Origin of the sequence: Rhizobium sp. Nf11,1 (genome assembly GCF_050587665.1) — a bacterium.
GTDB lineage: Bacteria > Pseudomonadota > Alphaproteobacteria > Rhizobiales > Rhizobiaceae > Rhizobium.
This window is the reverse complement of sequence record NZ_JBOBHU010000002.1, coordinates 310,083-336,256: the sequence shown is the minus strand read 5'-3', so window position 1 is coordinate 336,256 and position 26,174 is coordinate 310,083. Positions and strand designations below refer to the sequence as shown.

The following is a 26,174-nucleotide window of genomic DNA, read 5'->3' as shown; positions in this document are numbered from 1 at the left end:
CCTGCCATGATTCTCCATGAACTCCTCGATTATGAAACCCTGCGCGTCATCTGGTGGCTGCTGCTCGGCGTCTTGCTGATCGCCTTCGCGACAACCGGTGGATTCGATCTCGGCGTCGGCACGCTGCTGCCTTTCGTCGCCAGGACCGATACGGAACGGCGCGTGGCGATCAACACGATCGGCGCCACCTGGGAAGGCAACCAGGTCTGGCTGATCCTCGGTGGCGGCGCCATCTTCGCCGCCTGGCCGCCGCTCTATGCGGTCTCCTTCTCGGGCTTTTATCTCGCGATGTTTGCGATCCTCCTAGCGCTCATTCTTCGTCCGGTGGGTTTCAAATATCGGTCAAAGCGGGACAGTTCGCGCTGGCGCAACGGCTGGGACTGGGCGCTCTTCATCGGCGGCTTCGTGCCGGCGCTGATCTTCGGCGTCGCCGTCGGCAATGTGCTGCAGGGCGTGCCCTTCCGCTTCGCCGACGATATGCGGATTTTCTACGAAGGCTCGTTCTTTGCCTTGCTCAACCCCTATGCGTTGCTCTGCGGCCTGCTCTCCGTCGCCATGCTGACCATGCATGGCGCGGCCTGGCTGGTGCTGAAGGCGCGCGGGCCGGTTGCGGAACGGGCGAGGAGTTATGGCAGCATCGCCGCCCTTGCCGCCATCTTGCTGTTTGCCCTCGGGGGCCTCTTCCTGTGGATCGGTGTCAGCGGCTACCGTATCACCAGCGATATCAGCCCGATCGGACCTTCCAATCCGCTGCTGAAAACGGTGGTGATCGAAAAGAGCGCCTGGCTTGCCAATTACACCGCCCATTCCTGGATGATCCTGGCACCCGTCCTCGGCTTTGGCGGTGCGGCATTGGCCTTCATCGCCATGCGGGCAAGGCGCGAGGTGATGACGCTGCTCTTCAGCAAAGTCGCGATCTTTGGCATCATTTCGACGGTCGGTCTCTCGATGTTCCCGTTCATCCTGCCCTCCTCGCTCGATCCGCGATCGAGCCTGACGGTCTGGGATGCATCCTCCAGCCATATGACGCTGTTCATCATGCTCGTCGTGTCGGTAATTTTCCTGCCGATCATCTTTGCCTACACCGCCTGGGTCTACAAGGTTTTGTGGGGCAAGGTCGACGAGAAGTCCGTCACCGACAAGAACAGTCACGCTTACTGAGGGAGACGAAACGATGTGGTATTTCGCATGGATTCTTGGCCTGCCGCTGGCAGCCGCCTTCGCCGTCCTCAACGCCATGTGGTACGAGCTGATGGACGATGCCGCCAGAAAGAAGGCGTCAGAGGCGCAGAAGTAGACATGGAAAGGGCGCGGTCCGAAGCCGCGCCCCTCTCCTCGTTCATCAGCCTTCCAGCCACTTCACCTGATCGGGCGTCAGCTTGATGTCGAGCGCCGAAAGGCTGTCCTCCAATTCGGCAATCGTGCGCGGCCCGATCAATGGAATGACCGGAAAAGGCTGGGCGATGACATAGGCGAGCGCGATATGGATCGGGCTGCGGCCGAGCTTGCCAGCAAGCTCGATGGCGCGGTCGCGGCGTCCAAAATTGCGCTCGGAATACCAGACGCGAACGATCTCCTCATCATCCTTCTTGTCGCGGCCGGCGCGGTCGGTAAAGAAGCCGCGGCCCTGGCTCGACCAGGCGAAGTTCGGGATCTGCTTCTCGTTCAGCCATGTCTTCCAGTCGTCATCGGAAGCGGCGACGCAGCCGGCCCAGATCGGATCCAGCATCTCGGCGAGCGAGAAGTTGTTGGAAAGCGCTGCCGGCGCCGCCTTGCCGGTCTTTTCGGCGTAGGCGATCGCCTCGTCGAAACGCGCCCGCGTCCAGTTCGAACCGCCGAAGATGCCGCGGATACGGCCGCGTTTGACCTCGGCATCCATGGCATCGACGAACTCGCCGACGGGTATATCGGTGTTGTCGCGATGCATGAAATAGATGTCGACATAGTCGGTTTTCAGCCGGGCGAGCGACTGGTCGAGCTGCTTTGCGATCATGTCCGGGTAGCAGAGCGGCGAGTGCGCGCCCTTGCCGATCAGCACGATCTCCTCGCGCGGCACCTTGCGGCTGGTGTGCCAGTCGCCGAAGATTGCCTCCGTTTTGCCGGCGCCATAGACAAAGGCCGTGTCGAAGGCGTTGCCGCCCGCCTCGTAGAAAGCATCGAGCGTCAGCGAGGCGGCGGCGAAGTTCGGGAAGAACTCAAAGCCGAGGGTCACGACCGAAGCGGGCTTCGAGATGCCTGGAATCTGTCGCTGCGGAATGCTGTTGCCGCGCGTGACCGCGCCGCCTGATATATTGGACGTGCGTTTGATGGCCTTCTCGACGCCATATTCGAGACCGACCGAGGCCCGCCACTGGTCGAGCACGCGCAGGTTTGCGATCGAATCGGTCCAGCTCATGCCGGGAGTGCTGAACTCGGTCCTGCCGGCCCGGATCGCATCGCCCGCGGCATCCGCCTCGAAGGAATAGAGCCAGCGCTCTTCCCGGACTTCGATCGTCTCTCGGCTGCCGCCCTTGAAGACTTCAATCTTGCCGACGCCGCCCTTGTGGCCGGAGGCGAACCAGAAGTCAGCGACCTCGATCCGGCCCTCGGAGCCGATGATGCGCAGCACATTGTCCTGCTGCGCCATGATCGAGCAGGAGACTTCGGCGATGATCTCGTTCGGGAACTTGAGCACGGCCGACGCCCATTCGTCGACGCCGCTCTCTCCAAGATGGGCGACACCCGACACCTTTTCCGGTTCGAGGAAGGCCTTGCCCTCCGCCGCGCCGGCGATCAATCGTGCCATGGAAACAGGATAACCGCCGACGTCGAGAATGCCGCCGCCGGCAGTATCATTGGCGAAAAGCCGATGCTCCGGCTTATAGCTGCCCATGTTGAAGCCAAAACTCGAGCGGATGATGCGGATTGTGCCGATGACGCCGCTCTTGATGAGCTGAACCAGCTTTTCCGTCTGCGGATGCACCCGGTACATGAAAGCTTCGCCCGCAAAGACACCGGCTTTCTTGGCTTCGTAGTAAACGGCTTCGGCATCATAGGCCGAAAGCGCGATCGGCTTTTCCACAAGGATGTGCTTGCCGGCGCGCGCCGCCTTGATCGCCCATTCGGCATGGCCGGTATGGGGCACAGAAATATAGACGGCATCGACCTCGGGGTCGGAAAGCAGCGCCTCGTAACCATCGACGATGCGGGCGCCTGGGAAATTTTCAGCAAGTCCTGGCTTGGAAGGATTGCGGGTGGCAATCGCGACCAGTTTGCCGGTGCGCGAGTGGGCAACGCCATCGGCAAAGGTGCGAGCGATGGTGCCGGGGCCGATGATGCCCCAGCGGATCGGTTGATCGGAAGTCATGGAAATCCTCTTTCGTCTTTCTGCCTTGGGATTGGTTCAGCGGAGCCGTCTGCCGGCGCCGTCGAAAAGGAATGTGCGGTTGGCGGGAAGGCCGACGGTCAGCGTCTCTCGATTGCCTGATGTGCGCGATTCCGGCCGCTCAATGATCAGTTGTTCGTCGCCGACGGCGGCATAGATGTAGCTGGTATTGCCGAGGTGTTCGGCGACATCGATGGCAACGGTAAGATCGGTATCGCCAGCACCCCCATCGACGAAATGTTCGGGCCGGATGCCGAGGGTCACTTTCGCGCCGGTTTCGATGGGATCGGCGACGCACAGCGGCAGGCGCGTCTCCGGATTGCTCTCCAGCGCGATAACCGCCCGGCCCGGCTGCGCCTCGACGACCGCGGCTTTCAGGAAATTCATCTTCGGCGAGCCGACGAAGCCAGCGACGAACTGGTTGGCCGGGTCGTCATAGAGGTCGAGCGGTGCGCCGATCTGCTCGATATTGCCGGCGCGCAGCACGACGATGCGGTCGGCAAGCGTCATCGCTTCGGTCTGGTCGTGGGTGACATAGATCATCGTCGTGCCGAGCTGTTTGTGCAGCCTTGAGATCTCGACGCGCATCTGCACGCGCAGCTCGGCATCGAGGTTCGATAGCGGTTCGTCGAACAGGAAGACTTCGGGCTCTCGAACGATGGCACGGCCGATGGCAACGCGCTGGCGTTGGCCGCCGGAAAGCTGCTTCGGCCGCCGTTTCATCAGTTCGGTGATCTGCAGGATATCGGCGACATGGCTCACGCGCCGCTCGGTATCGGCCTTCGGGTTGCCGTTCATGCGCAAACCGAAACTCAAGTTCTCCTCGACCGTCAGATGCGGATAGAGCGCATAGGACTGGAAGACCATGGCGATGCCGCGATCTGCCGGCTCGACGTCGTTGACGACCTTGCCTCCAATCCGAAGCTCGCCCGATGTAATATCCTCAAGGCCGGCGATCATCCGCAGCAGCGTGGACTTGCCGCAGCCGGAAGGGCCGACGAAGACGACGAATTCGCCGTCCTTCACCTCCAGATTTGCGCCATGGATGATCTCAAAGCCGCCGAAGCGTTTGACGATGTTGGTAAGTGAAAGCTCTGCCATTCGGCTTCCCCGATTACTTGCCCGATTACTTGATTGCGCCGGCCGCGATGCCGGCGATGAAATGGCGCTGGAGCGCCACGAAGACGACGAGGATCGGCGCAGTCAGCAGCACGGCGCCGGCCATGATGCCACCCCAGGACACTTTGGTGAGGCCGATCAACGTTCCCAATGCCACCGGAGCCGTCATCATCCCCGGTCTGGAATTGATGAGCAGCGGCCAGAGGTAATTGTTCCACGAATGCAGGAAGAGAATGATCGCCAATGCCGCCATGGTCGGGCGCGCCAGCGGAAGGGCGATGCGCAGGAAGATCTGCCATTCCTTGACGCCCTCGACGCGGGCCGCATCGAAGAGCTCGCCCGGCATCATCGAGAAGGACTGTCGCATGAATAAGACGCCGAGCGAATTGAAAAGCGGCGGCACGATCAGTGCCACCCAGGTGTTTGCCAGCTTGAACTCGCGCGCCACCATGATGAATTGGGGTATGACCACCACGGAGAAGGGCAGCGTGATCGTGCCGAGGATGATGGCGATGACAACGGACCGGCCGACGAAACGATAACGCGCCAGCGCCCAGCCGGCCATCGAGGTCAGCATCACCGAGAGCACGGTATAGATAAGCGCCACGCCGATAGAAATTACCATTGCGCCGATGAAATCGGTATCTGCCTGCAGATTTTTGAAATTCTCGACGAAATTGGTCGACGGCCACAGCACGATCTCGGGATTGAAGATGCCGTTGTCGGGCATTGTCGAGAAGACGAACATCATCCACAGCGGAAACAGCCAGATCAGCGCCAGCGGCGCTAGTGCGGCGTGCAGCGCGATCTGACGGACGAGAAGGGATTGCGACTTGGATCTCATTTCGGGTCCCTCCCGATCCAGAGATTGAAAAAGGAGATCACCACGGCGAGAGCTGCCATCGTATAGGCGATCGCCGAGGCATAACCGAAGTTCAGCGAGGTGAAACCCTGGCGGTAGAGGAAGAGGCCAAGTGTCTCGGTGCCGCCGCCCGGACCACCACGATTGGTGATGAGGAAGGGTTCCGTAAATAGCTGCATCGTGCCGATCACCGAGAGCACGACGCAGAAGAGGATAATCGGCTTCAAGAGCGGCAGGGTGATGTGGAAGAATTGCTGTGTCTTGCTCACCCGGTCGAGCGTCGCGGCCTCGTAGACATCGTCGGGGATGGCCTGCAGGCCGGCCAGGATGATGATGGCGTTATAGCCGGCCCAGCGCCATGTGACGGCGAGGATGATCACCGCCATCGCGGCATTGGCGTTGTCGAACCAGGAGATCGGGCTGAAGCCGACCGCTGAAATCATCTTGTTGATGATGCCGAAATCGAGGCTGAACATCAGCCGGAACACGGCTGCGTAGGCGACCTCGCCGACGACGACGGGGGCAAAGAAGGCGAAACGGAAAAGCGGGCGCGCCTTCAGAAGCGGCGAATTGAGCAGCACGGCCATGACGGTCGCCAGCGCGATCATGACAGGCACCTGGATCACCAGGATGATCAGCGTGTTGTAGAGAGCGTTATAGAAGGCAGGGTCGTAGAAGAGCCGGCCCCAATTGGCCTGGAAACTGTATTTCCAGGGATTGATGCGCGTGTTCTGAAAAGAAATCAGGAACGAGTCGATGATCGGCCAGACCCAGAAGGTGGCGAAAACAAGCAGATAGGGGGCGAGGAACGCATAGGCGCTCCGGGTTCTGAACGGCATCGAGCCTCCTCCTCACGAACGGATGAATGACGGGCCGCGCTGCAGGCGGGTGAAATGCCGGGCGCGGAAGCGCCCGGCATCGTCATTCATTGCGCGATCGGAAGTCCGGTTGCGGAAGCGATCTGCTTGGCGGCATCGTCGAGAGCCGCCTTCGCATCGGGATAGCCGCCGGCGAAGAATTTCGCCTGCGTTGCCTTGAAGATGCCTTCGGCATCACTTTGGAAGGCGGTGCCGCGGCTCGGCACGATCTTCGGCAGGGTCGCGAGAATGTCGGCCCAGACCTTCTGGCCGCCCCAATAGGGCTGCGGCTCGTTGACGAAAGGATCCTTCTCGGCAGACAGCAGCGACGGGACCAGACCGAATTCCTTCAGCATGGTGACCTGGCCTTCATTCGTCCCGAGGGCGTAGTTGACGAACTTCCAGGCGGCTTCCTTGTTGGCGGAGGTGGCTGAAATGGCGAGCGACGAGCCGCCGAGATTGGCGGCATGCGGGCCGTCGGCCGTCAGGCTCGGCATTCTGTAGACGCCCCACTTGCCCTTGAGATCGGGTGAGGTCGAGCGCACCGTGCCTTCATACCAGCCGCCATAGAGCTGGCTTGCGGCCTTGCCGGCGGTGTTGGCCTGAATCTTCTCGTCCCAGTTGGCTGCGGTCAGCGTGCCTGCATCCTTCATCTCCTTCACCTTCTGCAGCGCGGCGACGCAGGCCGGCTGGTTGATGGTGATGTTCTGGCCGTCGGTCGAGAAATAACCGCAGCCCTGTTCATTGGCGATCATGCGGAACCATTCGCTGTCGCCGTTGAAATCGGCCTGTGCCATGACGACGCCGGGATTGGCGGCAGAAATCTTCTTGCCGGCGGCGATGAAATCGTCCCAGGTGCTGATCGTGCTCGGATCGACGCCGGCCTTTTCGTACATGTCGCGGCGGTAGAAGACGGCGACGGGACCGGAATCCCACGGCATGGCATAGGCGACATCGCCGACCTCAAGTTCGGTGCGCTTGAAGTCGGGGAACTTCGCCTGGATATCGGCCGTGTAGCCGAGCTCCTTCAGATTGGCGAAGCAGTCCGGAAAACGGCTCCAGAAGATTTCAGCCTCGAAATTTTCGATGCTGACAATGTCGGGCAAGCCGTCGCCGCCGGCAGCGCAGGCTGCGAGCGTCTTGTCGAAAACCTGGCTGTTGCCAAGATCTTCGACGGTGACCTTGATATCGGGAAATTGTTTGTTGAAGCCGGGAAGCGTGGATTTCAACGCCGATGCGGCGACATTCCAGCTCCAGATTGTGAGATTGGCCGACTCAGCGAAGGCCGAGCCGGAAGCAAGCAGTGCGACAGCTGCGGTCGCAGCGAGAAGTTTGAAGCGCATTGAAAATCCTCCCTTTTCAATTGCCGATCTTTCACGAACGCGGTTAGACTATCCGCAAGGGAGCGGCTGTCTCCTAAAAAGGGAATATGGATTTGGCGGAAAGTAAGGTCGGCACGCGCGCAATCTATCAGCCCGGCGCTAGCAGCATCGAGGGTTCGCCGACGGCACTGCAGATGTTTCACGCGCACCCGCCTGTCATGGCCATGCCGCACTGGCACGCGCAGGTCGAGATCAACTATGTCATGCGCGGAAGTGTGCATTACCGCATGAACGATCACGCGTTTCGGCTGAACGCCGGTGATATGTGCCTGTTTTGGGGTGGGCAGCCGCATCAGATGGACGAATCGTCAGATGATTCGCTCTATGCCGGTGCTCACCTGCCGCTTGTCTATTTCTTCCGGCTGCGCCTGCCGATCAGCATTTCCAGTCGTCTTATGAAAGGTGAGACGTTGCTGACCTCGGCAACGGACGCTGCTGATAACGAAAACTTCGCTCGCTGGTTTCGCTATGCCAATTCCGGTGATTCCGCCAAGGCCCAGCATGCCGTGGACGAATTGCTGCTGCGCATCGAGCGTATCGCATTCGAACCCTATTCGATGACGACATCGAAGACGACCGCCAGCCTGGACGGCGATCAGTTGCATCCCAACTCCTCGCGAAGCGTCGCGCGCATGTGCGATTTCATCGCCGCCAATTTCCTCCAGGACATCGATTCGGTCGATATCGCTCGCGCCGCGGATCTGCATCCGAAATATGCCATGAATCTTTTCAAGCGATCGACAGGCATGACGCTCAGCAAATATGTGACGCTGCTCAGGCTGTCTCGCGCCCAGGCAATGCTGATGAGCGAAGGCGCTAATGTTCTGCAGGTGGCGATGGACAGCGGCTTCGGCTCGATCAGCGCCTTCAACAAATCCTTCCGCCACATCGCCGGCATGTCGCCATCCGATTTCCGTCGCGACATCCGCCTGGTGACGACGATGCCCGCCGGCGCCTTCCGCAACTAACGCATGTTTCGCCTCGGTGAGCGTCACCGGCGGCTCCAAACGCTGAGCTACCTCTCGGCGAGCTCTATCTGGATGCCATCGGGATCACGAACGAAGGCGACTTTGTGCAGAACCGCGGTGTTGATTGCCAGACGCGGCCGCTCCTTGATCTCGACGCCGGCCTTTTCCAGACGAGCGAAGGTCCCCTCGACATTTTCGAACAGGAAGGTCAGGTGGCGCAGGCCGGCCGCACCGTCCGGCACGTCGACCGCCCTCGCCGCGCCTTCTGCCGGCGCGAAAATTTCCAGCATGCCGCCGCCGGCATCGAGAAAGGCGATCTCGGCGCCATCGGCCATCCTCTTGCGCAGATGCAGGCGCAGGCCGAGCAGACTGCAGTAAAAATCGACGGAGCGGTCCATGTCACTGACCGTCATGCCGACATGTTCGAAGGATTTCAGCATGGGTGCTTCTCTCGGTTCGGATTGCAAAAGGTCTAAGGCTTTCAAGGAGGATCGAAGGGCGTTGACGGCAGTCGACGAGGCACTCGGTTGTGCTCTGTGGACGTCACCTGTACGGTGGGAGTAAAAACGGGGTCAGAACCATATGCATATTCGAAGGGCGGTATCCGCCGACTCGGAGGAGCTGTGCAGTCTCCTGAACAAACTCATTCTGGCCGGCGGAACAACCGCACTCGAGACGCCGTTGACGGCTGCGGAATTCGCGGATTGGTTCATCGACGGCGAGTTCCCCCTTATCTGTCATGTCGCGGAGCATGATCGGTCGCTTGCCGGCTTCCAGTCGTTGAGTCTCTTCGGCGACCCGCCGAGAGGTTATGCCGATATCGCGACATTTGCCGGCATGAACCCCAAAATTTCCGGCGTCGGCAGTGCCCTTTTTCCGGCGACGCTGGCAGCAGCCGAGGAACTCGGGCTTGAATTCATCAATGCGACCATTCGTGCCGACAATCTCGCAGGTCTTGCCTATTACACAAAGATGGGCTTTGAGCCTTATGACCGGCTCATTCAGGTCCCGCTTTTGGACGGAACGCCGGTCGATCGGATCAAGAAGCGTTTCAGGGTGGATGCCAAGCGCCGCCCGGCATCCACCTCGTAATCGTTCAGAGGCCGTCGGACCTACGCTGTTCTTCCGGGAGCCAGGAGCGATAGAGCGGATGATCGGCGGCAATCGGCATCGGCGTCGGCCGGCCGGTGCGCTGGGAGAAATAAGCGGCCGTCACCAGCTCCAGCGAATTGCGGGCATCCTGCAACGTCACCGGCGGTTCCGTGTCCTCGACGATCGCCCTGTGGAAAAGCTCGAACTGGCGGGTATAACCATCCTCGCCCGGCACATAGGCGGCGAGGGCCGCATCGACCCGCGCCTGGTGCTCTTCGGTTCCGGCGGTAAAGACCCAGGGATCGCGGCCCATCGTATAGGGTTCGAGGATGCTCTCGGCGACGAGATCGCTGAAGCAGAAACGCAGCCGTGAGATTTCCTTGCGCGAGCCGAGCGTCATCGACAGCGTCGCCAGCGAGCCATTCTGCATTCTCACCGAGAGGGCGGCCGTATCCTCGACCTCGATCGGATTGACCAGCGTCGCCCCATAGGAAAATACTTCGGCGCAGGGACCGTGCACATAATTCAGCATGTCATGGGCATGGATCGCGTGGCCGAGAAGGCCGCCGCCGAGTTCGCTCGCCCATTTGCCGCGCCACGGCACGGCGTAATAATCCGGCCCGCGCCACCAATGGGTCTCGATCGTCGTCAGGAACGGCTTGCCGGCTAGGCCCTGCTCGATCAGCAGTTTCAGCTTCTGCAGGCCGGAGCCGTAGCGATACTGAAAGATCGGCATCAGCTTCCTGCCCGGGAAGCGGGCGAGGATGCGGCCCATCTCATCGACTTCGGCAATCGAGCCGAAGAGCGGCTTCTCGCAAATCACATGCTTGCCGGATTCGATTCCCTTGCGGCAGAGTTCGAAATGCGAGCTCGGTGGCGTCGAAATGTCGATGATGTCGAGATCGTTCCGGGCAAACAGCGAATCCGCATCCTGCGTATATTCCGCAATGGCGAATTCGTCGCACAGCGCCCGGCCGCGATCCTCGTCCAGCGAGCAAAGGACGGGAACCTCGAAGAGATCTTTGTTCCAGCCGAAGCCCGTTAGGTGCCGCGCGGCTATACCAGCGCCGATAACGCCGACGCGTAATTTCCTGGCCATGATATCCTCCTCAGCGAGCGCCGATACGCGCGGCTTTCGTCTGGGCTTCGAGCGAAAGCCGGCAGACTTCGAAAACGTGATCCTGCGTCATCGCCGTTTGCGTGCGGTTAGCGACATCGGCGGTGAACGCGTCGAAATAATCGAGCTTCTCACTGCTGCAATCGATATGGGTCATTTCCTTGCCATTGACGAGGAAGAGGTGATCCTTGCCCGGCCTACCGGCAATATCGATATATTTGCGCAGCTCGATATAACCCTCCGTACCGAGGATGGTGAGGCGGCCGTCGCCCCAGGTCGGCAGCGCCTCCGGGGTGAACCAGTCGACGCGGACATAACCGGCCGCCTTGTCGGAGCGCAGCAGCACCTCGCCGAAATCCTGGAAGGCGGGTTTATCGGGCATGCCGAAATTACCGATCGAGCTGGCGATGACTTCGCCCGAGGTCGAGCCGGTATAGAACAGGAACTGATCGACCTGGTGCGAGGCGATGTCGACGATGATGCCGCCGAAATATTCCGGATCGAAGAACCAATCGGGTCGGGTCGGCAACTGCAGCCGGTGCGGACCGACGCCGAGCGTCTGAATGACCTTGCCGATCGCACCTTCCTTAACCAGCTTGCCGGCCTTGACGGCGGAGCGCACGCAATGGCGCTCGGAAAAGCAGATGGAGAAGATCTTGCCGGTCTCGGCAACGGTGCGCTTAACCTCCTCGAGCTGGGCGAAGGTCGTCACACCCGGCTTGTCGGTCATCACGTCCTTGCCCGCTTTCATCGCGCGGACGGCGAGCCCGGCCCGGTCACGCGGAATGGCGGAAATGCAGATGACATCAATCGATGGATCGTCGAACAGTTTCTCCCGGTCGATCTGCGGCGCATCGGGATAGGTCTTCTCGAAGGCTTCCCGCAATGCCGGCACGGTGGTCTGCGGGCAATAGCCAACGAACTCGCCGCCTGCGGCGAGCAGTCCCTTCACGTGATCGAACGTATGCCCATGGTCGATTCCGACGACGGCAAATCTCAACATCGCTGCAATATCCTCCCGGGATTTTCGTGCGGCCGGCTGGTGCCAGCATCCTCCATATCGGCCAAAACAGATAACGAAAGCTGGCTCCTGTCAAGGCAAGCTGGGGGGTGAAATCGCCAGTGTTCGTATTCAACCATCTGAAAAATAAAGCTTATTATGTATCTAAATAGTTATTTATGACCTTCATTCGAATTGATGCAGGCAGCAGATCCGCTTTTCAATCCGATCCGGCAAAAGTCTTTTTCCCCCGCCTATCTTGCTCCGCTCTGCCGAATGTGATCGATTTCGGCGGCCGCCGGGCTGGAGGGCGGCAACAATCTCGGAATTCTTTCAAGAGCGCTCGCCGCTGCCTGTAACGGAGGATCACCATGTCTCATCCCCTTCTCGATGCTGCCGCTTCCGGCGGAATTTTTGTCGGGCGCGTCTGGAATCCCGAAGTTGCCGGCCCGAGCATCGTGACGCTTCGTGACGGAATGCTCATCGACATCACCTCGCACGAGGCTCCGACGCTGAGCGCCCTGCTCGAGAGCCAGAATGCCGCGGGCTTCGTCCGAGCCGCAAGTGGCAAGGAGATCGGTCCTCTGGAGGAGATTGCCGCCAACAGCACCGGAAAACCGGATGCCGGACGGCCCTACCTCCTAGCGCCCGCCGACCTGCAGGCGGTCAAGGCCTGCGGCGTCACCTTTGCCCAGTCGATGATCGAACGCGTCATCGAGGAGAAGGCGGCCGGCAATCCCGATCGTGCCGCCTCGATCCGTGAGCGCGTCAGCGCGCTGATCGGCGGCAGTCTCACCAACCTCAAGGCCGGTTCGCCCGAGGCCGCCAAGGTCAAGCAAGCGCTGATCGACGAGGGAATGTGGTCGCAATATCTTGAGGTCGGCATCGGCCCCGATGCCGAGGTCTTCACCAAGGCGCCGGTGCTATCTTCGGTCGGCTGGGGTGCCGATGTCGGCCTGCATCCGATCTCGACATGGAACAATCCGGAGCCGGAAATCGTGCTCGCGGTCAACAGCCGCGGTGAAATCAAGGGAGCGACGCTCGGTAATGACGTCAACCTTCGCGATGTCGAAGGGCGCTCGGCGCTCCTGCTCGGCAAGGCCAAGGACAACAACGCCTCCTGCTCGATTGGTCCGTTCGTCCGGCTGTTCGATGCCGGTTATGGGCTGGATGAGGTGCGCAGGGCCGAACTCGATCTGAAGGTAACGGGGCAGGACGGCTTCGTGATGCATGGGAAAAGCTCGATGTCGCAGATCAGCCGCGACCCGACCGATCTCGTCAAACAGACGCTTGGCCCTCATCATCAATACCCCGATGGTTTCATGCTCTTTCTCGGAACGCTGTTTGCGCCAACGCAGGACCGTGATGCGCCGAAGCAAGGCTTCACGCACAAGATCGGCGATGTCGTCGAGATTTCCTCGGCCGGGCTCGGCACGCTCGTCAATACCGTGCGCCTCTCCACCGAATGCCCGCCGTGGACCTTCGGCATATCGGCACTGATGCGCAACCTTGCGACGCGCGGGTTGCTCTAAGCAAAGTGCGCAGCGGGTTGCCTCCGGCTGCGCAGATTTTATGAACTACTGGTTTCGCCGTTTGCCCTCTAGCAGGTCGAGAACGGAGTTTGCCGCTTCCAGAACGTTCGTGCCCGGGCCGAACACGGCCGCAACGCCGTGTTCATGGAGGAATTCATAGTCCTGTCGTGGGATGACGCCGCCGCAGACGACGATGACATCGTCGCCACCCTTTTCCCTGAGCCTCTCGACCAACTGCGGCAGCAGCGTCCTGTGGCCTGCGGCGAGCGACGAGACGCCGACGACATTGACCTTTCGATCAAGCGCCAACTCGACAGCCTCGTCAGGCGTCTGAAACAGCGGACCGGCGAGCACGTCGAAGCCGATGTCGCCGAAGGCCGAGGCGATCACTTTAGCGCCCCGGTCGTGCCCGTCCTGACCAAGCTTGGCGACCATGATTTTCGGCCGGTATCCCATCGCTTCCGTCACCTCTGCCATACGCTCCCTCAGGACGGCAAGTTCCGGCTCATTGTCATAGGCTTCGCCATAGACTCCCCTGATGACATCAGGTGTCGCGGCATGATCACCAAAGGCAGCGCGCATCGCATCCGATATCTCGCCGACAGTGGCGCGGGCCCGCGCCGCCTCGATGGCGGCCGCCAGCAGATTGCCCTTGCCGCTGCGTGCGGTTTCTGCCAAGGCGGCCAGCGTTTCGCGCACGGCGCTGCTATCGCGCCGCCGCTTCGTCTCCTCGATGCGGCGGATCTGCGCGTTGCGCACTGCGCTGTTGTCGATCTCCAAAATGTCGATCGGCTGTTCGTTGTCGAGCCTGTAGCGGTTAACCCCGACGATGACCTCCTCGCCCTTGTCGACGGCGGCCTGGCGGCGCGCCGCCGCTTCCTCGATCAGCCGCTTCGGCAAACCGTCGTTGACAGCCTTCGTCATGCCGCCAAGCGCTTCCACCTCCTCGATTAGAGCCCAGGCCTTGTCGGCGAGTTCCTTCGTCAGGCTCTCGACATAATAGGAGCCCGCCAGCGGATCGACCACCTTGGTCACTCCGGTTTCATGCTGGAGGATTAGCTGGGTGTTGCGGGCGATGCGGGCGGAGAATTCCGTCGGCAGCGCAATCGCCTCGTCGAAGGAGTTGGTGTGCAGCGACTGCGTGCCGCCGAGCACGGCCGACATCGCCTCGAAGGCAGTGCGGATGATGTTGTTGTAGGGATCCTGCTCCTGCAATGAAACGCCGGAGGTCTGGCAATGGGTGCGAAGCATCAGCGAGGATGCCTTCTTCGGCCGGAACTCCTCCATGATGCGGGTCCAGAGCAGCCGGGCGGCGCGCAGCTTCGCCGCCTCCATGAAGAAGTTCATGCCGATCGCAAAGAAGAAGGAGAGTCTTCCGGCGAAATCATCGACGTTGAGACCCTTGGCAATTGCCGCCCTGACATATTCGCGGCCGTCGGCCAGCGTGAAGGCAAGCTCCTGGACCAGCGTCGCGCCGGCCTCCTGCATGTGATAGCCGGAGATCGAGATCGAGTTGAATTTCGGCATCTCCCTTGCCGTATAGTCGATGATGTCGGCAACGATCCGCATCGAAGGTTCTGGCGGATAGATATAGGTGTTGCGGACCATGAACTCCTTGAGGATGTCGTTCTGAATGGTTCCCGACAGCTCGGCCCTCGGCACGCCCTGCTCTTCGCCGGCGACGATGAAGGAAGCGAGGATCGGAATGACGGCGCCGTTCATGGTCATTGAGACCGACATGTCACCAAGCGGAATGCCGTCGAACAGGATTTTCATGTCCTCTACGCTGTCGATCGCGACGCCCGCCTTGCCGACATCGCCCTCGACGCGAGGGTGGTCGCTGTCATAACCGCGATGGGTGGCAAGATCGAAGGCGACCGACAGGCCCTTCTGGCCGGCAGCGAGATTGCGGCGATAAAAGGCGTTCGATTCCTCTGCTGTGGAGAAGCCGGCATATTGGCGAATGGTCCATGGCCGGCCGGCATACATTGTCGCGCGCGGTCCGCGGGTAAAGGGTGCAAAACCCGGCAGCGAGCCGAGGTGCGCGGCGCCTTCGAGGTCCTCAGCGGTATAGAGCGGCTTGACAGCGATGCCTTCCGGCGTGTGCCAGGTCAGTGTCTCGGGTGAGGCGCGCAGCTCCTTCTGCGCAAGCTCCGCCCAATCCGACAGCGTCTTCTTCGTCATGCGTTCCTCCGGCTGCTTCATCGCCACCTTATCACTTCATAGGTGGATCACGCGATACAGCCTTAGGACAATTAACACAGCACGCCATTCACCCGCCGCAAGCCTCCGACTGTGACCTATCTGTGGTCGAGCTTGGCGATTAGTCGGTCGCCGAGCCATTGGATGCCGCAGACGAGGATGACGAGGACGGCGACCACTGCGATCATGACATTGGTTTCGAAGCGCTGATAGCCATAGCGAATGGCAAGATCGCCGAGGCCGCCGGCGCCGATCGCGCCCGCCATGGCCGAGGCGCCGATCAGCGTCACCAGGGTGACGGTGAAGCCGGCGACGATGCCCGGCAGCGCTTCAGGCACCAGCACCTCGCGAATGATGGTCCAGCGATTGCCGCCCATGGCGCGCACGGCATCGATCAGCCCGCGGTTGACCTCTCGCAACGACACCTCTGCGATGCGCGCATAGTAGGGTGTCGCGGCGATGGCGAGCGGCACGATGGCGGCCCCGGTGCCGAGCGCGGTGCCGACGATCAGCCGCGTCAGCGGGATCAGCGCCACCAGCAGGATGATGAATGGCACCGAGCGGAAGCCGTTGATGACGGCACCGAGCATGCGGTTGATCCAGAGGTTTTCGGCGATGCCGCCGCGCGCCGTGACGACGAGGGCAAGGCCGAGCGGCAGACCTGCGACGAGCGAAATCACCCCCGAGGCGACAGTCATCAGGACCGTCTCCCAAAGGGAGCGAAGAAGCAGTTCAAGCATGATCGGCGTCATAACCAAGCACCTCCACCCGGGCGGACCGGGCCGTCAGGAATTGTTCGACCTTTCCGGCAAGCGCTGGGTCGCGCGCGGGAACGGCGATGAAGAACCGCGCCACCGGCTGGTTCTGAATATGGTCGATGCCGCCATGGACGAGGCGGAAGGAATGCGGCAGAGCCGCGGAGAGTTCGGCAAACAGCGCCCCCTGCGCTTGCGGCCCGGCAAGATCGACACTGAGGATCACTTCACTGCCCGTCGTCGCCGACAGCCGGCCGAGAATGTGATCGGGAAGTTGCGGGCGGATGCCGCCAAGCAAGCTCCTGGTGATGTCAGTTTGCGGATTGGCGAAGACCGACCAGACCTGGCCCTCCTCGACGATCCGTCCGGCATCGATGACCGCAACACGATCGGCAATGCCGCGCACCACTTCCATCTCATGCGTGATCAGGAGAATGGTCAGTCCGAGCTTACGATTGATATCCTTGAGCAGGGTCAGGATCGATCGTGTTGTCTCAGGGTCGAGGGCCGATGTCGCCTCGTCCGAGAGAAGTAGCGCCGGGCGCGCCGCCAGCGCCCGGGCGATGCCGACGCGTTGTTTCTGCCCACCGGAGAGCGAGGCGGGATAGGCTTGCGCCTTGTCGGCGAGTCCGACGAGCTCGAGAAGTTCATGGGCGCGCTTCAGGCGCTCGGCCTTGGCAATACCCTCGATCTTCAGCGGCAGGGCAACATTGTCCTCCACCGTTTTGGCCGAAAGCAGGTTGAAGTGCTGAAAGATCATGCCGATGCGGCGGCGCAGCGGCTGCAGTTCCTGCTCTTGAAGCCCGGTTATATCGCGGCCGTCGATGCGGATTTCGCCGCTGTCGGCGCGTTCCAGCCCGTTCAGGCAGCGGATCAGCGTCGACTTGCCGGCGCCGCTACGGCCGATAATGCCGAGGATCTCGCCCCTCATCACGCTCAGTGAAATACCGTCAAGTGCCGGCGTGGTCCCGAACCGACGCTTCACTTCGATAAGCCTCACCACCTCTTCGGCTGCCGCCTGCGGCCGCGGCTCGATCGCCGCCCTGGAAACAACGGAGTTCATGTACTTATCCCTGCAAATATTGAAGGCGGCCCCGGCAGGAACGCCCGGGCCGCCTTTCGGCAGGCCTTAACTGCGGCCCAGTTTCGGATCAATAGGCGCTGAGACCCGTCCCCTTGTATACCTTGTCGAACTCGGCTTTGACGGTGTCGTTCTGGTAGGATGATACCAGCGTTTTGACCCAGTCCGCATCCTTGTTCTCTTCTTTGACAGCGATGAAGTTGCGGTACGGGTTGTCGGCGATCGGCTCCTGCGCAATGCGCTCGGCCGGAGAAAGTCCGCTCTTCAGCGCCCAGTCGGTGTTGACGACGCCGGCGTCGAGGTCGTCGATCGAACGGCCGACGATGCCGGCATCGAGCTCCTTGATCTCGATCTTCTTCGGATTGTCGCTGATATCGGCAACGGTCGCAAGAATGCCGGTGCCGTCCTTCAGCTTGATCAGGCCTTCATTCTGTAGAACCCGCAGCGCCCGACCTTCGTTCGAGGGATCGTTCGGCACGCCGATGACGGCGCCTTCGGGGATCTCGGCGACGGCCTTGTGCTTCTTGCTATAGAGGCCGATCGGCCAGACGCCGGTATAGCCGACGGGGACGATATGATAGCCGTGCTGCTGAACCTGGTTGTCCAGATAGGGCTTGTGCTGGAAGGCATTGGCGTCGATTTCGCCGCGCTCCAGCACTTCGTTCGGCTGAGTGTAGTCGTTGAAGATGACGGTCTCGATCTTGAGGCCCTTTTTGGTGGCTTCGCTGGTCACCACCCGCCATACATCCTCATCCTCGCCGGCCATGATTCCGACCTTGATCGACTTGTCCTCGGCAAAGGAGGGTGCCGGTGCGGCAAAGATAAAAAGGGCAGCTGCGGAAACAGCGGCGGCCGCAAGAGCCGCGCGGCGCGAAAAATGGAGGCCGTGAAGTTTTTTGTTCTTGGTCATTTTATATCCCGTCTGACTGATGAGGCCGAGCGCCCCGAGCCGGCTGATCATGTCAAAAGGCTGGATCGCGGGCGAAGCAAGATTGTCTGATGTCCAGGAAGGGTCGGAAAAACTCTTGCCGTGCCATCAATACTGGCAGCATAAATTTTCCATCAAATTTATGGATTAATTGCGGCTTGTGAGCAGATTCTAAAGAAGGAGAACGCGCCTCCGGTCGCCGTTTCCATCCACGGCGGCCAAAGGACGAGCCACTTCCGGAGCTCGATATGCCAATCGCGACGTCGGGGATGGCCTCAGGCCCGCGTCTGTTTCGGAATACGCGGCAGGAAGACGGTCAGCAGGCCGAGCAGCGGCAGGTAGGAGCAGATGCGGTAGACGAAGGCGATGCCGTGAGTGTCGGCAAAATCGCCAAGCAGCGCAGCACCTAGCCCCCCTGCCCCGAATGCAAAGCCGAAGAAGACGCCGGCAATCAGCCCGACGCGGCCGGGCACCAGTTCCTGCGCGAAGACGACGATCGCCGAGAAGGCGGACGCGAAGACCAGGCCGATAACGATGCTGAGCACGCACGTCCAGAAAAGATTGGCATAGGGCAGCAGCAACGCGAAGGGAATGACGCCGAGGATCGAAAACCAGATGACGAAACGCGCACCGAAGCGGTCGCCGATCGGTCCGCCGAGGAACGTGCCGACGGCGACCGAGCCGAGAAACAGGAAAAGCATCAGCTGCGCCTGCTGCACGCTGAGTTCGAACCTGTCGATGACATAAAAGGTGAAGTAGCTCGAGACGCTCGCCATGTAGACATTTTTCGTCGCCGTCAGCAGCACCAGGATCAGCAGCGCCCAGATGACGCGGTTCTGCGGCAGCGGCAGAGTTCGGCTGACAGCCGGTTTGCTGGCGTTTTGACGCCTGTGGCTCATATACCAGCTGCCCACCCAGCTCAGCACGACCATGCCGATCATGGCGATGGCGGCAAACCAGGAGACGCTGTGTTGCCCGAGCGGCAGCACGATGAAGGCGGCGAGCAGCGGGCCGATCGCCTGGCCGGCATTGCCGCCGACCTGGAAAAAGGACTGCGCGAAACCGTGGCGGCCGCCGGAGGCAAGACGGGCAACACGCGAGGATTCCGGATGGAAGACCGCCGAGCCAAAACCGATCAGGCTTGCCGCGACCAGCAGCAGCGCGAAATTGCCGGCATTGCCGAGCAGAATGAGGCCGCAAAAGGTACTCGCCATGCCGACTGGCAGCGAATAGGGCATCGGCCAGCGATCGGTGACGATGCCGACCGCCGGCTGCAGCAGAGACGCCGTGACCTGGAACGTCATGGTCAGGAGGCCGATCTGGACAAAATCGAGATCGTAATTCGCCTTGAACAATGGATAGAGCGAGGCGAGCAGCGACTGCATGATGTCGTTCAGCATGTGGCAGAAGCTGACAGCCATCAGAATGGACATCGTCGTCTTTTCGAAACGGGGCGCTCGCTCGGCAACGGTTGCCATCAATATCCCTCCTGCACAGGCACGATTAGTGCCGCGTCGTTCTCATGGATTTTGGGCGATCGGGGCTGGCAAGACTGTCGAGCGACGGTCGCTGAAAGACATTTACCGCAGGCCGGGCAACGATCACCAGCCCGGTTTGGCCAGGATCGGTACGGCTTTTGTTTGATTTGCCTATTGCCCGACCGGCGCTTGCGTCGCTGGCCGTGTTTTGGACGGGGGTTTTCATATCACAGTCAGCCGAGATCATCGCATGCATGCTATACTATATGAAAACAACCGTGGAAAACTGCTTACAGGGGTACTACAGCTGCGCCGATTGAAATCCGATCGAGGCTGAAAACACGCGATGAATGTCAAAACACCGAATGCCATAGACAGTTACGTCGGCGCGCGCATCAGAACACGCCGGCAGCTGCTTGGAATGAGCCAGGAGCGGCTTGCCGAGCAGATCGGCGTGACTTTTCAGCAGGTTCAGAAATACGAGAAGGGCATCAACCGCATTGGTGCGAGCCGTTTGCAGCGAATCGCCGAAGTGCTTCACACCTCTCCGAGCTTCTTCTTCGAGCAGAACGATTCGCAGCCATTGAGCCTTCAGGGGTTGACGCTGCCGGATAATGCCGACCCCGTCGCTGAATTCCTGCGAACGAAAGAAGGGTTGGTGCTTAACCGCGCCTTTCTGAAGATTGCCAATCCCGATATTCGTGAAACGATCATCGCATTGGTAAAAGCGATGGCGCAGGCGGAAAGCGGTCCGGCTTTGCCTTCGATAGCGGATATCACCGCTCCGCCTCTGGAGTAGCTGGCCAAGTGGCAATTCTCCTGTGAGCTCGGGCTCGGGTGATCTGGCAAGGAACGGCGGATCTCGTCGAGATCGTTGGTCCGCTGAAGCGGAAATTCGAACATTCCTTCATCAGCGTTACGGCTGGCGAAATGGCTCCCTGTGGTTCGACGACCCAAGCGGCGACATCCGTCACCTTGAGAGCGATCGACACGCTTGCGACGGGCGACATCTTCCACGGCGCTTTCGTGCTGGCAATCGCAGAAGGCATGCCGATCGAAGAGACGATGCGATTGTCATCCATCGCCGCGGCTCTCAAATGCCAGGTGTTCGGCGGACGCATCGGCGCACCCACGCGGGCCGAGGCGTGCGATGCTCTACGGGATTGGAACGTCCGCGTTTCGAAGCGAGCGATGTCGAGTTCATTAGGTGAGGCCGGACGTCGTGTCCTCGCCAACCGCGACATGCGCCTCCGCTGTACGAAGGCCCGGCCTTGTCAAATTTTGCCATGCTCGCTATCCTGGTCCCGTGAGCACTATGAATATCTCGCTGCCGGACAATTTGAAGCACTTCGTCGACCAGCAGGTCGCCGGTCGAGGATATGGCACGAGCAGCGAGTATGTGCGCGAACTCATCCGTCGCGACAGGGATCGGCAGCAGTTGCGCAATCTTCTGCTAGAGGGTGCGTCGTCCGAGACCACCGAGCCCATCGATGCCAGCTATTTCGATAGCTTGCGCGAGCGCGCAACGAAAAAAAGCTCCAAGTGACCGCAAAACCGGTCGTCCCCGCCAGTCGGCTCGCGGGGATGTCGAGAATGCCGTGGACTATTACGCTCGCATGACAGGAGCGCAGATAGCGGTAGGCTTCATCGATGCACTGGGGTTCACTGCGCTACTCATATGAACTCGGTCTGCCCAATCTGCGCTGTACGGCGCTGAAGGGTTTTCCTTATATGATCTTCTATCTTGAACGAGCCGACCACGTCGACGTGTGGCGGGCACGTCAAGCAGGATATTCCAGCGTGGCTGCAGGATTTAGGAGCATCGGATTAGCTCGGCGTATTTGATTGTTACGTGCTGAGCGGGAGTAAAATGCTATTCCATTATAACGTGCGGCACGAAACGGGATAGATTGGCCGTTATGCGCGAGCGGTCTTCGCGAACGGCAAGACCGCAGGCGCGATCACCGGCAACCCAACTGCCGAGCACAGCAAAGCCGTTATCGCTTTCGAAAAGCGGGGTGTAAGCCTGATTGACAAAACCTTCGTCGGCGTAATCGCCCGGTGCGGAAAACGCTTCCCGCCCATCTCGAAAAATCGTGACGTTCTCGCGCTCAGTCGGCGATTGCCCATAACCAGTCGGGCATCAATACCCGTCTCGGCAGCGCCGTCCAAAGTCTCGAACGCATCAAAACGCGCCAGGAAATGACGGCCGGGCGCATTGAGGCCGGCGCGGAACTGGCCGCGCTGGAAAACGGCAGCGATCTCGATCGTCAGCTGCGCGAGGCCGGCATTGGCGGTTCAAGTGAATCGGCCGACGACATCCTTGCACAGCTGATGGCACCAAAGCACTCGGCCGAGCCCGTCTTGCTCCCCCGCCGCCCGGCCACAAGGACCGATAATATCCGGAGCCGCGGCCCTGTCGGCGGATTTATTCCTGAAGACGGAGGCCGCACGCGGAAAGTCACCACGCTGTCCCAGGAACGTCCGGATCTCAGATCCGGGCACTCCCTCTGCCCGATCGAGCTTGTTCACAGCGACCAGCTCGGCCTAGCTGGTCTCAGGCTGGGCCACCGGACTGTTCCTGCGACACTCGATCAGGCCATTCATGCGCCAGCATGTGGCGAAATCCCACTGCGTAAACTTAGCTGACTCCGAGGAACTGCTTTAACTCAGCAGTCTGCGGATTGGCGAAGACGTCCCCCGGCCGGCCTGCTTCATGGACTCGGCCCTGATGCATAAAGACGACGCGGCTGCAGACGTCGCGGGCGAACTTCATCTCGTGCGTGACCATCAGCAGCGTCATTCCCTCGGCGGCAAGTTCGCGCACGACGGCCAGAACTTCGGCGACCAGTTCCGGATCGAGCGCCGAGGTGATCTCATCGCAAAGAAGGGCGGTCGGCTGCATGGCGAGCGCGCGGGCGATGGCAACGCGCTGCTGTTGTCCGCCCGAGAGCTCGTCAGGATAGGCGTCGAACCTGTGACCCAGCCCCACACGCTCCAGCATCTTGCGGGCGGTGGCCTCGGCTTCGGCCTTGGGTGTCTTTTTGACCACAGCCTGCGACAGCACGACGTTGCCGCCGGCAGTCAGATGCGGGAAGAGATTGAATTGCTGAAAGATCATGCCGACCTTCAGGCGCAGCGCCTTTAAATGGACTTCGTCATCGATGAGCTGTGCGCCGGCCACTGAGATGGAACCGCTGGTAATGGTCTCAAGACCATTGATGCAGCGAAGCAGGGTCGATTTGCCCGAACCGCTCTTGCCGATAATGGCAATGACCTCGCCACGTTCGACATTCAGGTTGATGCCTTTCAGCACCTCGTTGGATCCGTAGCTCTTGCGGACGTCAGTGATTTCGATGAGTGACATTGAGCTTCCTCTCCAGGATCTGGCTGCTTTTCGACAAGGGCCAGCAAAGGGCGAAATAGATGAGCGCGACGAGCCCATAGACGGTGAAGGGCTGGAAGGTGGCGTTGGTGACCACGGTGCCGGCCTTGGACAATTCGACGAAACCGATGATCGAGGTCAGCGCCGTGCCCTTGATGATCTGAACGGAGAAACCGACGGTCGGCGGTATGGCGATCCTCAGCGCCTGCGGAAGGATGACGTAGCGCATCTGCTGCAGACGCCCCATGCCGAGGCTGGCGGAGGCTTCCCATTGCCCCTTCGCAACCGCTTCGACGCAGCCTCGCCAGATCTCGGTGAGAAAGGCGGCGCTCCATAGGATCAGCGCCAGTCCCGCCGCCAGCCAGGCCGGGACGTCTATTCCGAAGAGCCCGAGACCGAAGAAGGCGATGAAGAGTTGCATCAGCAGCGGCGTACCCTGGAAGAGCTCGATATAATATTTCGCAAATGCCCGACCGGCCTTGCGCCTGCTGATGCGTAGGAATAGCAGGCCGAGGCCGACCACGCTGCCGCCGATGAACGAGACGAGCGATAGAAGAATGGTCCAGCGAGTGGCGAGCAGCAGGTTGCGCAGGATGTCCCAAAGCGTGAAGGTGATCATCGCACTGCTCTCCTCGGGAAGATGAACCAGCCAACCAGGCCCAGCACCTGCCGGAGCAGGATTGCCAGCGCGAGATAGATTGATGTCGAGACGATGTAAGCCTCGAAGGCTCGGAAGGTTCGCGATTGGATGAAATTCGCGGCGAAAGTCAGATCCTCGGCGGCGATCTGCGATACGACCGCTGAGCCGAGCATGACGATGACCACTTGCGACGACAGTGCCGGCCAGATGCGCTGCAGCGACGGCACGAGCACGACATGGCGGAAGGTCTCGAAGCGCGTCATGGCGAGGCTCTCGCCCGCCTCGAACTGGCCTTTCGGCGTTGCTTGGATGCCCGCGCGAATGATCTCGCAGCTATAGGCGCCGAGGTTGACGACCATTGCGAGATTAGCGGCCGTCAATTCGGAGAGCTGGAGGCCGAGCGATGGCAGACCGAAAAAGATGAAGAAAAGCTGGATCAGGAATGGGGTGTTGCGGATCAGTTCGACATAGGCCGCAACGACCGGCTTCAGCCAGACCGGGCCGAGCGCCCGCACCCAGGCGCAAACGATGCCGAGCGAAATGCCGAGCACACCGCCAATCGCGATGAGCTCCAGGGTGATCAGTATGCCCTTAATGATCTGGGGGTAATATTCAAGCAGCCAGCCGAATTCGAAATGGTAACTCAAGGAATGTCCCCTCTTGCGGTGACGGAGCGCATGTCATCCCGCGGAGGCGGGATGACATGCGCGAGACCCGGATTTCCTTAAAGATCGGACGGCAGATCGGCGCCGAGCCACTTCTGCGAGATGGCATTCAAGCTGCCATCGGCTTTGGCGGCAGCGACGATGCCGTTCACCTTCTCCAGAAGCGCGGACTGTTCCTTGTTGAGGCCGATGTAGCAGGGCGAGTTCTTGATGAGGAACTTCAGCTCGGGGCGCTTGGGAGGATTTTTGGCGAGGATGGCAGCCGCCACGACATTGCCGGTGGCAATGATGTCGACCTGGCCGGAGAGGAAGGCCGAGATGGTGCCGTTATTGTCCTCGTAACGCTTGATCGTTGCGTCGGCCGGCGCGATCTTCGTCAGCTCGAGATCCTCCACGGCGCCGCGCGTGACGCCGATGCTCTTGCCCGCGAGATCTTCCGCCTTGGCGACCGAAAGATCGGCCGGCCCGAACACGCCGTTGAAGAAGGGCGCATAGGCGACCGAGAAATCGATCACCTTTTCGCGCTCCGCATTCTTGCCGAGACTCGATATGACCAGATCGACCTTGTTCGTCTGCAGATACGGAACGCGGTTGGCGCTGGTGACCGGCACGAGCTCGGCTTTGACGCCCAGCTTTTCAGCGATGAGATTGGCCATGTCGATGTCGTAGCCCATCGGCGCCATATCGGTGCCGACGCTGCCGAAAGGCGGGAAATCCTGCGGGACTGCGACACGCAACGTACCGCGCGCCGTGATGTCGGCGAGAGCATCGGCGTGAGACGGCGAGGTGAAGCTGAAGGTCGCGGCCAGGGCTGCGATTGCGAAGAAGATCCGTCTTGTCAGCATGTGTTCATTGCTCCTTTGAAGTTGTGGTTTTGGGGTCCGATTGCCGGGCGATGGAGGATGCGGCCTTTAGCGGAAGCGACAGGGAACTGCGCAGATCCGAGAGCGGATCTGGGCGCGCCGTCAAGTCGAGGCCCATTTCCACCTCATCAAGATGTTGGACGGAGAGCTCCGCAGCGCTGACGAAATCACCTGCCTGCATGGCCTCGAAAATGCGGCAGTGACCGCCGTGGGACTGCGCCGCATGAAATTCGGATTGATAGAGCATCGAAATGAGGATCGTCCTTGCGGTCAGGTCGCGCAGGATATCGACGATGATCGGGTTCCCGCTCAATTCCGCGATGCGGATATGGAAATCGCCCATCAAATAGGTCAGGCGCTGGCGGTCGCCCGCCGCCATGGCATTCCTCTCCTCATTCAGATGGGCGTCGAGAGCCTTGCGTCCCTCCTCCGTCAGCACGGCCATGCTGCGCAGCAATCCGGCCTCGACGACACGCCTCGCCTGATAGACGGCGATCGCATCCTCAGCGGAGGGCTCGACGACGAACCAGCCGCGCCGGGGGCTGACATGCACGATGCCGCGCGTCTCCAGACGCATCATCGCTTCACGGACGCGGGTTCGCGACACGCCGAAGAGCGCTGCCAGCTGATTTTCGCCAAGTCGAGTGCCCGGCCGGATCTTGGCAGAAAGGATCCCGGAGACGATCGTTGCCTCAATGGATTTCTGCGTGGTCTCGGATGTGTGGCTCTCTTGCATACAAGGCAGAAAGCAAAGCCCGTGCCAAAAACCCCCCGCTCTGGATCATCAACCTGTCTCGGACTTTTGGCGGGAAATCTGCCTGCCGGGGATGCAGACTGAACGTAATTTGGGCGAGCGCGCCCCCCTCCCCCTGCCCTATCGCCGC

At 60.7% G+C, this 26,174-nt stretch carries 25 protein-coding genes and 4 pseudogenes; 10 read left to right on the top strand and 19 right to left on the bottom strand.

The features are described from left to right. Positions 1–6 precede the first annotated feature (6 nt). Positions 7–1,161 carry a cytochrome d ubiquinol oxidase subunit II gene (gene cydB / locus ACQ7C1_RS04440; RefSeq protein ID WP_430957465.1) on the top strand — a complete coding sequence of 385 codons (1,155 nt, stop codon included), beginning with the start codon at positions 7–9 and terminating at the stop codon, positions 1,159–1,161. Between the two features lie 13 nt (positions 1,162–1,174). Next, on the top strand, positions 1,175–1,297 hold the full coding sequence (gene cydX, locus ACQ7C1_RS04435; protein WP_085781573.1) for a cytochrome bd-I oxidase subunit CydX: 123 nt from the start codon (positions 1,175–1,177) through the stop codon (positions 1,295–1,297). A 45-nt stretch (positions 1,298–1,342) separates the two neighbouring features. Here the strand turns inward: cydX and ACQ7C1_RS04430 are convergent, their stop codons facing one another. The 5 genes from ACQ7C1_RS04430 to ACQ7C1_RS04410 all read right to left on the bottom strand — a co-directional run bounded on the left by ACQ7C1_RS04430 (position 1,343) and on the right by ACQ7C1_RS04410 (position 7,545). Then, entirely contained in the window at positions 1,343–3,346 is a 2,004-nt protein-coding gene (locus ACQ7C1_RS04430) for an aldo/keto reductase (RefSeq protein WP_221156738.1), read from the bottom strand. A gap of 36 nt (positions 3,347–3,382) precedes the next feature. Continuing rightward, positions 3,383–4,465, bottom strand: a complete 1,083-nt coding sequence (locus ACQ7C1_RS04425) for an ABC transporter ATP-binding protein (protein ID WP_221156739.1) — start codon at positions 4,463–4,465, stop codon at positions 3,383–3,385. A 25-nt stretch (positions 4,466–4,490) separates the two neighbouring features. Beyond that, entirely contained in the window at positions 4,491–5,327 is an 837-nt protein-coding gene (locus ACQ7C1_RS04420) for a carbohydrate ABC transporter permease (RefSeq protein WP_085781576.1), read from the bottom strand. After that, entirely contained in the window at positions 5,324–6,184 is an 861-nt protein-coding gene (locus ACQ7C1_RS04415; protein WP_085781577.1) for a carbohydrate ABC transporter permease, read from the bottom strand. Before ACQ7C1_RS04415 ends, ACQ7C1_RS04420 begins: the two co-directional genes overlap by 4 nt. A gap of 86 nt (positions 6,185–6,270) precedes the next feature. Next, the gene (locus ACQ7C1_RS04410) at positions 6,271–7,545 is read right to left on the bottom strand and encodes an extracellular solute-binding protein (protein ID WP_097599593.1); all 1,275 of its coding nucleotides are present in this window, start codon (positions 7,543–7,545) and stop codon (positions 6,271–6,273) included. 86 nt (positions 7,546–7,631) lie between these two features. Here ACQ7C1_RS04410 and ACQ7C1_RS04405 point away from each other — a divergent pair, with 86 nt between their 5' ends. Continuing rightward, entirely contained in the window at positions 7,632–8,552 is a 921-nt protein-coding gene (locus tag ACQ7C1_RS04405; RefSeq protein WP_183698295.1) for a helix-turn-helix domain-containing protein, read from the top strand. A gap of 47 nt (positions 8,553–8,599) precedes the next feature. On the opposite strand, the gene ACQ7C1_RS04400 is transcribed toward ACQ7C1_RS04405, so the two are convergent. After that, positions 8,600–8,992, bottom strand: coding sequence for a VOC family protein (locus ACQ7C1_RS04400; protein WP_221156741.1), 393 nt, complete (start codon positions 8,990–8,992; stop codon positions 8,600–8,602). Between the two features lie 142 nt (positions 8,993–9,134). On the opposite strand from ACQ7C1_RS04400, the gene ACQ7C1_RS04395 reads away from it, so the two are divergent. Then, positions 9,135–9,644, top strand: coding sequence for a GNAT family N-acetyltransferase (locus tag ACQ7C1_RS04395; RefSeq protein WP_221156743.1), 510 nt, complete (start codon positions 9,135–9,137; stop codon positions 9,642–9,644). A gap of 4 nt (positions 9,645–9,648) precedes the next feature. Here ACQ7C1_RS04395 and ACQ7C1_RS04390 read toward each other — a convergent pair whose 3' ends face one another. Together ACQ7C1_RS04390 and ACQ7C1_RS04385 are read right to left on the bottom strand one after the other, a co-directional pair. Then, positions 9,649–10,743 carry a Gfo/Idh/MocA family protein gene (locus ACQ7C1_RS04390; RefSeq protein ID WP_085781582.1) on the bottom strand — a complete coding sequence of 365 codons (1,095 nt, stop codon included), beginning with the start codon at positions 10,741–10,743 and terminating at the stop codon, positions 9,649–9,651. Positions 10,744–10,753: 10 nt separating this feature from the next. Next, positions 10,754–11,764: a Gfo/Idh/MocA family protein gene (locus ACQ7C1_RS04385; RefSeq protein WP_221156745.1), complete on the bottom strand. Its 1,011-nt coding sequence runs from the start codon at positions 11,762–11,764 to the stop codon at positions 10,754–10,756. A 368-nt stretch (positions 11,765–12,132) separates the two neighbouring features. Between ACQ7C1_RS04385 and ACQ7C1_RS04380 the strand changes: the two genes are divergently transcribed. Beyond that, positions 12,133–13,293 carry a fumarylacetoacetate hydrolase family protein gene (locus ACQ7C1_RS04380; RefSeq protein ID WP_183698299.1) on the top strand — a complete coding sequence of 387 codons (1,161 nt, stop codon included), beginning with the start codon at positions 12,133–12,135 and terminating at the stop codon, positions 13,291–13,293. A gap of 45 nt (positions 13,294–13,338) precedes the next feature. On the opposite strand, the gene scpA is transcribed toward ACQ7C1_RS04380, so the two are convergent. The 5 genes from scpA to ACQ7C1_RS04355 form a co-directional block, all read right to left on the bottom strand. Next, positions 13,339–15,477 (bottom strand): methylmalonyl-CoA mutase, encoded by a 2,139-nt coding sequence (gene scpA, locus ACQ7C1_RS04375; protein ID WP_430957464.1) that lies wholly within the window; start codon positions 15,475–15,477, stop codon positions 13,339–13,341. A 116-nt stretch (positions 15,478–15,593) separates the two neighbouring features. After that, positions 15,594–16,247, bottom strand: coding sequence for a methionine ABC transporter permease (locus tag ACQ7C1_RS04370; protein WP_430957463.1), 654 nt, complete (start codon positions 16,245–16,247; stop codon positions 15,594–15,596). Beyond that, positions 16,228–17,313, bottom strand: coding sequence for a methionine ABC transporter ATP-binding protein (locus ACQ7C1_RS04365; protein WP_430957462.1), 1,086 nt, complete (start codon positions 17,311–17,313; stop codon positions 16,228–16,230). Before ACQ7C1_RS04365 ends, ACQ7C1_RS04370 begins: the two co-directional genes overlap by 20 nt. Positions 17,314–17,401: 88 nt before the next feature. Further along, entirely contained in the window at positions 17,402–18,241 is an 840-nt protein-coding gene (locus tag ACQ7C1_RS04360; protein WP_430957461.1) for a MetQ/NlpA family lipoprotein, read from the bottom strand. Positions 18,242–18,534: 293 nt separating this feature from the next. Continuing rightward, positions 18,535–19,737: an MFS transporter gene (locus tag ACQ7C1_RS04355; protein ID WP_430957460.1), complete on the bottom strand. Its 1,203-nt coding sequence runs from the start codon at positions 19,735–19,737 to the stop codon at positions 18,535–18,537. A 346-nt stretch (positions 19,738–20,083) separates the two neighbouring features. On the opposite strand from ACQ7C1_RS04355, the gene ACQ7C1_RS04350 reads away from it, so the two are divergent. From ACQ7C1_RS04350 to ACQ7C1_RS04335, 4 genes and pseudogenes are all read left to right on the top strand, one after another. Beyond that, positions 20,084–20,536, top strand: a complete 453-nt coding sequence (locus ACQ7C1_RS04350) for a helix-turn-helix domain-containing protein (RefSeq protein ID WP_221156752.1) — start codon at positions 20,084–20,086, stop codon at positions 20,534–20,536. A gap of 131 nt (positions 20,537–20,667) precedes the next feature. Continuing rightward, positions 20,668–20,859, top strand: a pseudogene (locus ACQ7C1_RS04345) (PfkB family carbohydrate kinase); the annotation flags it as partial. A gap of 193 nt (positions 20,860–21,052) precedes the next feature. Continuing rightward, positions 21,053–21,283, top strand: coding sequence for a type II toxin-antitoxin system ParD family antitoxin (locus ACQ7C1_RS04340; protein WP_183698306.1), 231 nt, complete (start codon positions 21,053–21,055; stop codon positions 21,281–21,283). Next, positions 21,228–21,568, top strand: a pseudogene (locus tag ACQ7C1_RS04335) (type II toxin-antitoxin system RelE/ParE family toxin). The gene ACQ7C1_RS04340 and the pseudogene ACQ7C1_RS04335 overlap by 56 nt, the downstream one beginning before the upstream one ends. Positions 21,569–21,610: 42 nt before the next feature. Here the strand turns inward: ACQ7C1_RS04335 and ACQ7C1_RS04330 are convergent. Then, positions 21,611–21,850: pseudogene (locus ACQ7C1_RS04330) on the bottom strand (glutathionylspermidine synthase family protein); the annotation flags it as partial. Between ACQ7C1_RS04330 and ACQ7C1_RS04325 the strand changes: the two are divergent. Beyond that, a pseudogene (locus ACQ7C1_RS04325) lies at positions 21,844–22,134 on the top strand (PspA/IM30 family protein); the annotation flags it as partial. The pseudogenes ACQ7C1_RS04330 and ACQ7C1_RS04325 overlap by 7 nt on opposite strands. Before the next feature lie 244 nt (positions 22,135–22,378). On the opposite strand, the gene ACQ7C1_RS04320 reads toward ACQ7C1_RS04325, so the two are convergent. The 5 genes from ACQ7C1_RS04320 to ACQ7C1_RS04300 all read right to left on the bottom strand — a co-directional run bounded on the left by ACQ7C1_RS04320 (position 22,379) and on the right by ACQ7C1_RS04300 (position 26,026). Further along, positions 22,379–23,104 carry an amino acid ABC transporter ATP-binding protein gene (locus ACQ7C1_RS04320; protein ID WP_430957459.1) on the bottom strand — a complete coding sequence of 242 codons (726 nt, stop codon included), beginning with the start codon at positions 23,102–23,104 and terminating at the stop codon, positions 22,379–22,381. Further along, a complete protein-coding gene (locus tag ACQ7C1_RS04315) occupies positions 23,082–23,741 on the bottom strand; it encodes an amino acid ABC transporter permease (RefSeq protein ID WP_183698308.1) in 660 nt (219 codons plus the stop codon). Before ACQ7C1_RS04315 ends, ACQ7C1_RS04320 begins: the two co-directional genes overlap by 23 nt. After that, positions 23,738–24,409, bottom strand: a complete 672-nt coding sequence (locus tag ACQ7C1_RS04310) for an amino acid ABC transporter permease (protein ID WP_085781600.1) — start codon at positions 24,407–24,409, stop codon at positions 23,738–23,740. The genes ACQ7C1_RS04315 and ACQ7C1_RS04310 overlap by 4 nt, the downstream gene beginning before the upstream one ends. A gap of 77 nt (positions 24,410–24,486) precedes the next feature. Continuing rightward, positions 24,487–25,272: a transporter substrate-binding domain-containing protein gene (locus tag ACQ7C1_RS04305; RefSeq protein ID WP_430957458.1), complete on the bottom strand. Its 786-nt coding sequence runs from the start codon at positions 25,270–25,272 to the stop codon at positions 24,487–24,489. A 4-nt stretch (positions 25,273–25,276) separates the two neighbouring features. After that, the gene (locus ACQ7C1_RS04300) at positions 25,277–26,026 is read right to left on the bottom strand and encodes a GntR family transcriptional regulator (protein ID WP_430957457.1); all 750 of its coding nucleotides are present in this window, start codon (positions 26,024–26,026) and stop codon (positions 25,277–25,279) included. Positions 26,027–26,174: the final 148 nt, after the last annotated feature.

Coding starts and splice junctions, on each gene's coding strand:
- cydB (WP_430957465.1), top strand. CDS start 7: ATGATTCTCCATGAACTCCTCGATTATGAAACCCTGCGCGTCATCTGG.
- cydX (WP_085781573.1), top strand. CDS start 1,175: ATGTGGTATTTCGCATGGATTCTTGGCCTGCCGCTGGCAGCCGCCTTC.
- ACQ7C1_RS04430 (WP_221156738.1), bottom strand. CDS start 3,346: ATGACTTCCGATCAACCGATCCGCTGGGGCATCATCGGCCCCGGCACC.
- ACQ7C1_RS04425 (WP_221156739.1), bottom strand. CDS start 4,465: ATGGCAGAGCTTTCACTTACCAACATCGTCAAACGCTTCGGCGGCTTT.
- ACQ7C1_RS04420 (WP_085781576.1), bottom strand. CDS start 5,327: ATGAGATCCAAGTCGCAATCCCTTCTCGTCCGTCAGATCGCGCTGCAC.
- ACQ7C1_RS04415 (WP_085781577.1), bottom strand. CDS start 6,184: ATGCCGTTCAGAACCCGGAGCGCCTATGCGTTCCTCGCCCCCTATCTG.
- ACQ7C1_RS04410 (WP_097599593.1), bottom strand. CDS start 7,545: ATGCGCTTCAAACTTCTCGCTGCGACCGCAGCTGTCGCACTGCTTGCT.
- ACQ7C1_RS04405 (WP_183698295.1), top strand. CDS start 7,632: ATGGATTTGGCGGAAAGTAAGGTCGGCACGCGCGCAATCTATCAGCCC.
- ACQ7C1_RS04400 (WP_221156741.1), bottom strand. CDS start 8,992: ATGCTGAAATCCTTCGAACATGTCGGCATGACGGTCAGTGACATGGAC.
- ACQ7C1_RS04395 (WP_221156743.1), top strand. CDS start 9,135: ATGCATATTCGAAGGGCGGTATCCGCCGACTCGGAGGAGCTGTGCAGT.
- ACQ7C1_RS04390 (WP_085781582.1), bottom strand. CDS start 10,743: ATGGCCAGGAAATTACGCGTCGGCGTTATCGGCGCTGGTATAGCCGCG.
- ACQ7C1_RS04385 (WP_221156745.1), bottom strand. CDS start 11,764: ATGTTGAGATTTGCCGTCGTCGGAATCGACCATGGGCATACGTTCGAT.
- ACQ7C1_RS04380 (WP_183698299.1), top strand. CDS start 12,133: ATGTCTCATCCCCTTCTCGATGCTGCCGCTTCCGGCGGAATTTTTGTC.
- scpA (WP_430957464.1), bottom strand. CDS start 15,477: ATGACGAAGAAGACGCTGTCGGATTGGGCGGAGCTTGCGCAGAAGGAG.
- ACQ7C1_RS04370 (WP_430957463.1), bottom strand. CDS start 16,247: ATGACGCCGATCATGCTTGAACTGCTTCTTCGCTCCCTTTGGGAGACG.
- ACQ7C1_RS04365 (WP_430957462.1), bottom strand. CDS start 17,313: ATGAACTCCGTTGTTTCCAGGGCGGCGATCGAGCCGCGGCCGCAGGCG.
- ACQ7C1_RS04360 (WP_430957461.1), bottom strand. CDS start 18,241: ATGACCAAGAACAAAAAACTTCACGGCCTCCATTTTTCGCGCCGCGCG.
- ACQ7C1_RS04355 (WP_430957460.1), bottom strand. CDS start 19,737: ATGGCAACCGTTGCCGAGCGAGCGCCCCGTTTCGAAAAGACGACGATG.
- ACQ7C1_RS04350 (WP_221156752.1), top strand. CDS start 20,084: ATGAATGTCAAAACACCGAATGCCATAGACAGTTACGTCGGCGCGCGC.
- ACQ7C1_RS04340 (WP_183698306.1), top strand. CDS start 21,053: ATGAATATCTCGCTGCCGGACAATTTGAAGCACTTCGTCGACCAGCAG.
- ACQ7C1_RS04320 (WP_430957459.1), bottom strand. CDS start 23,104: ATGTCACTCATCGAAATCACTGACGTCCGCAAGAGCTACGGATCCAAC.
- ACQ7C1_RS04315 (WP_183698308.1), bottom strand. CDS start 23,741: ATGATCACCTTCACGCTTTGGGACATCCTGCGCAACCTGCTGCTCGCC.
- ACQ7C1_RS04305 (WP_430957458.1), bottom strand. CDS start 25,272: ATGCTGACAAGACGGATCTTCTTCGCAATCGCAGCCCTGGCCGCGACC.
- ACQ7C1_RS04300 (WP_430957457.1), bottom strand. CDS start 26,026: ATGCAAGAGAGCCACACATCCGAGACCACGCAGAAATCCATTGAGGCA.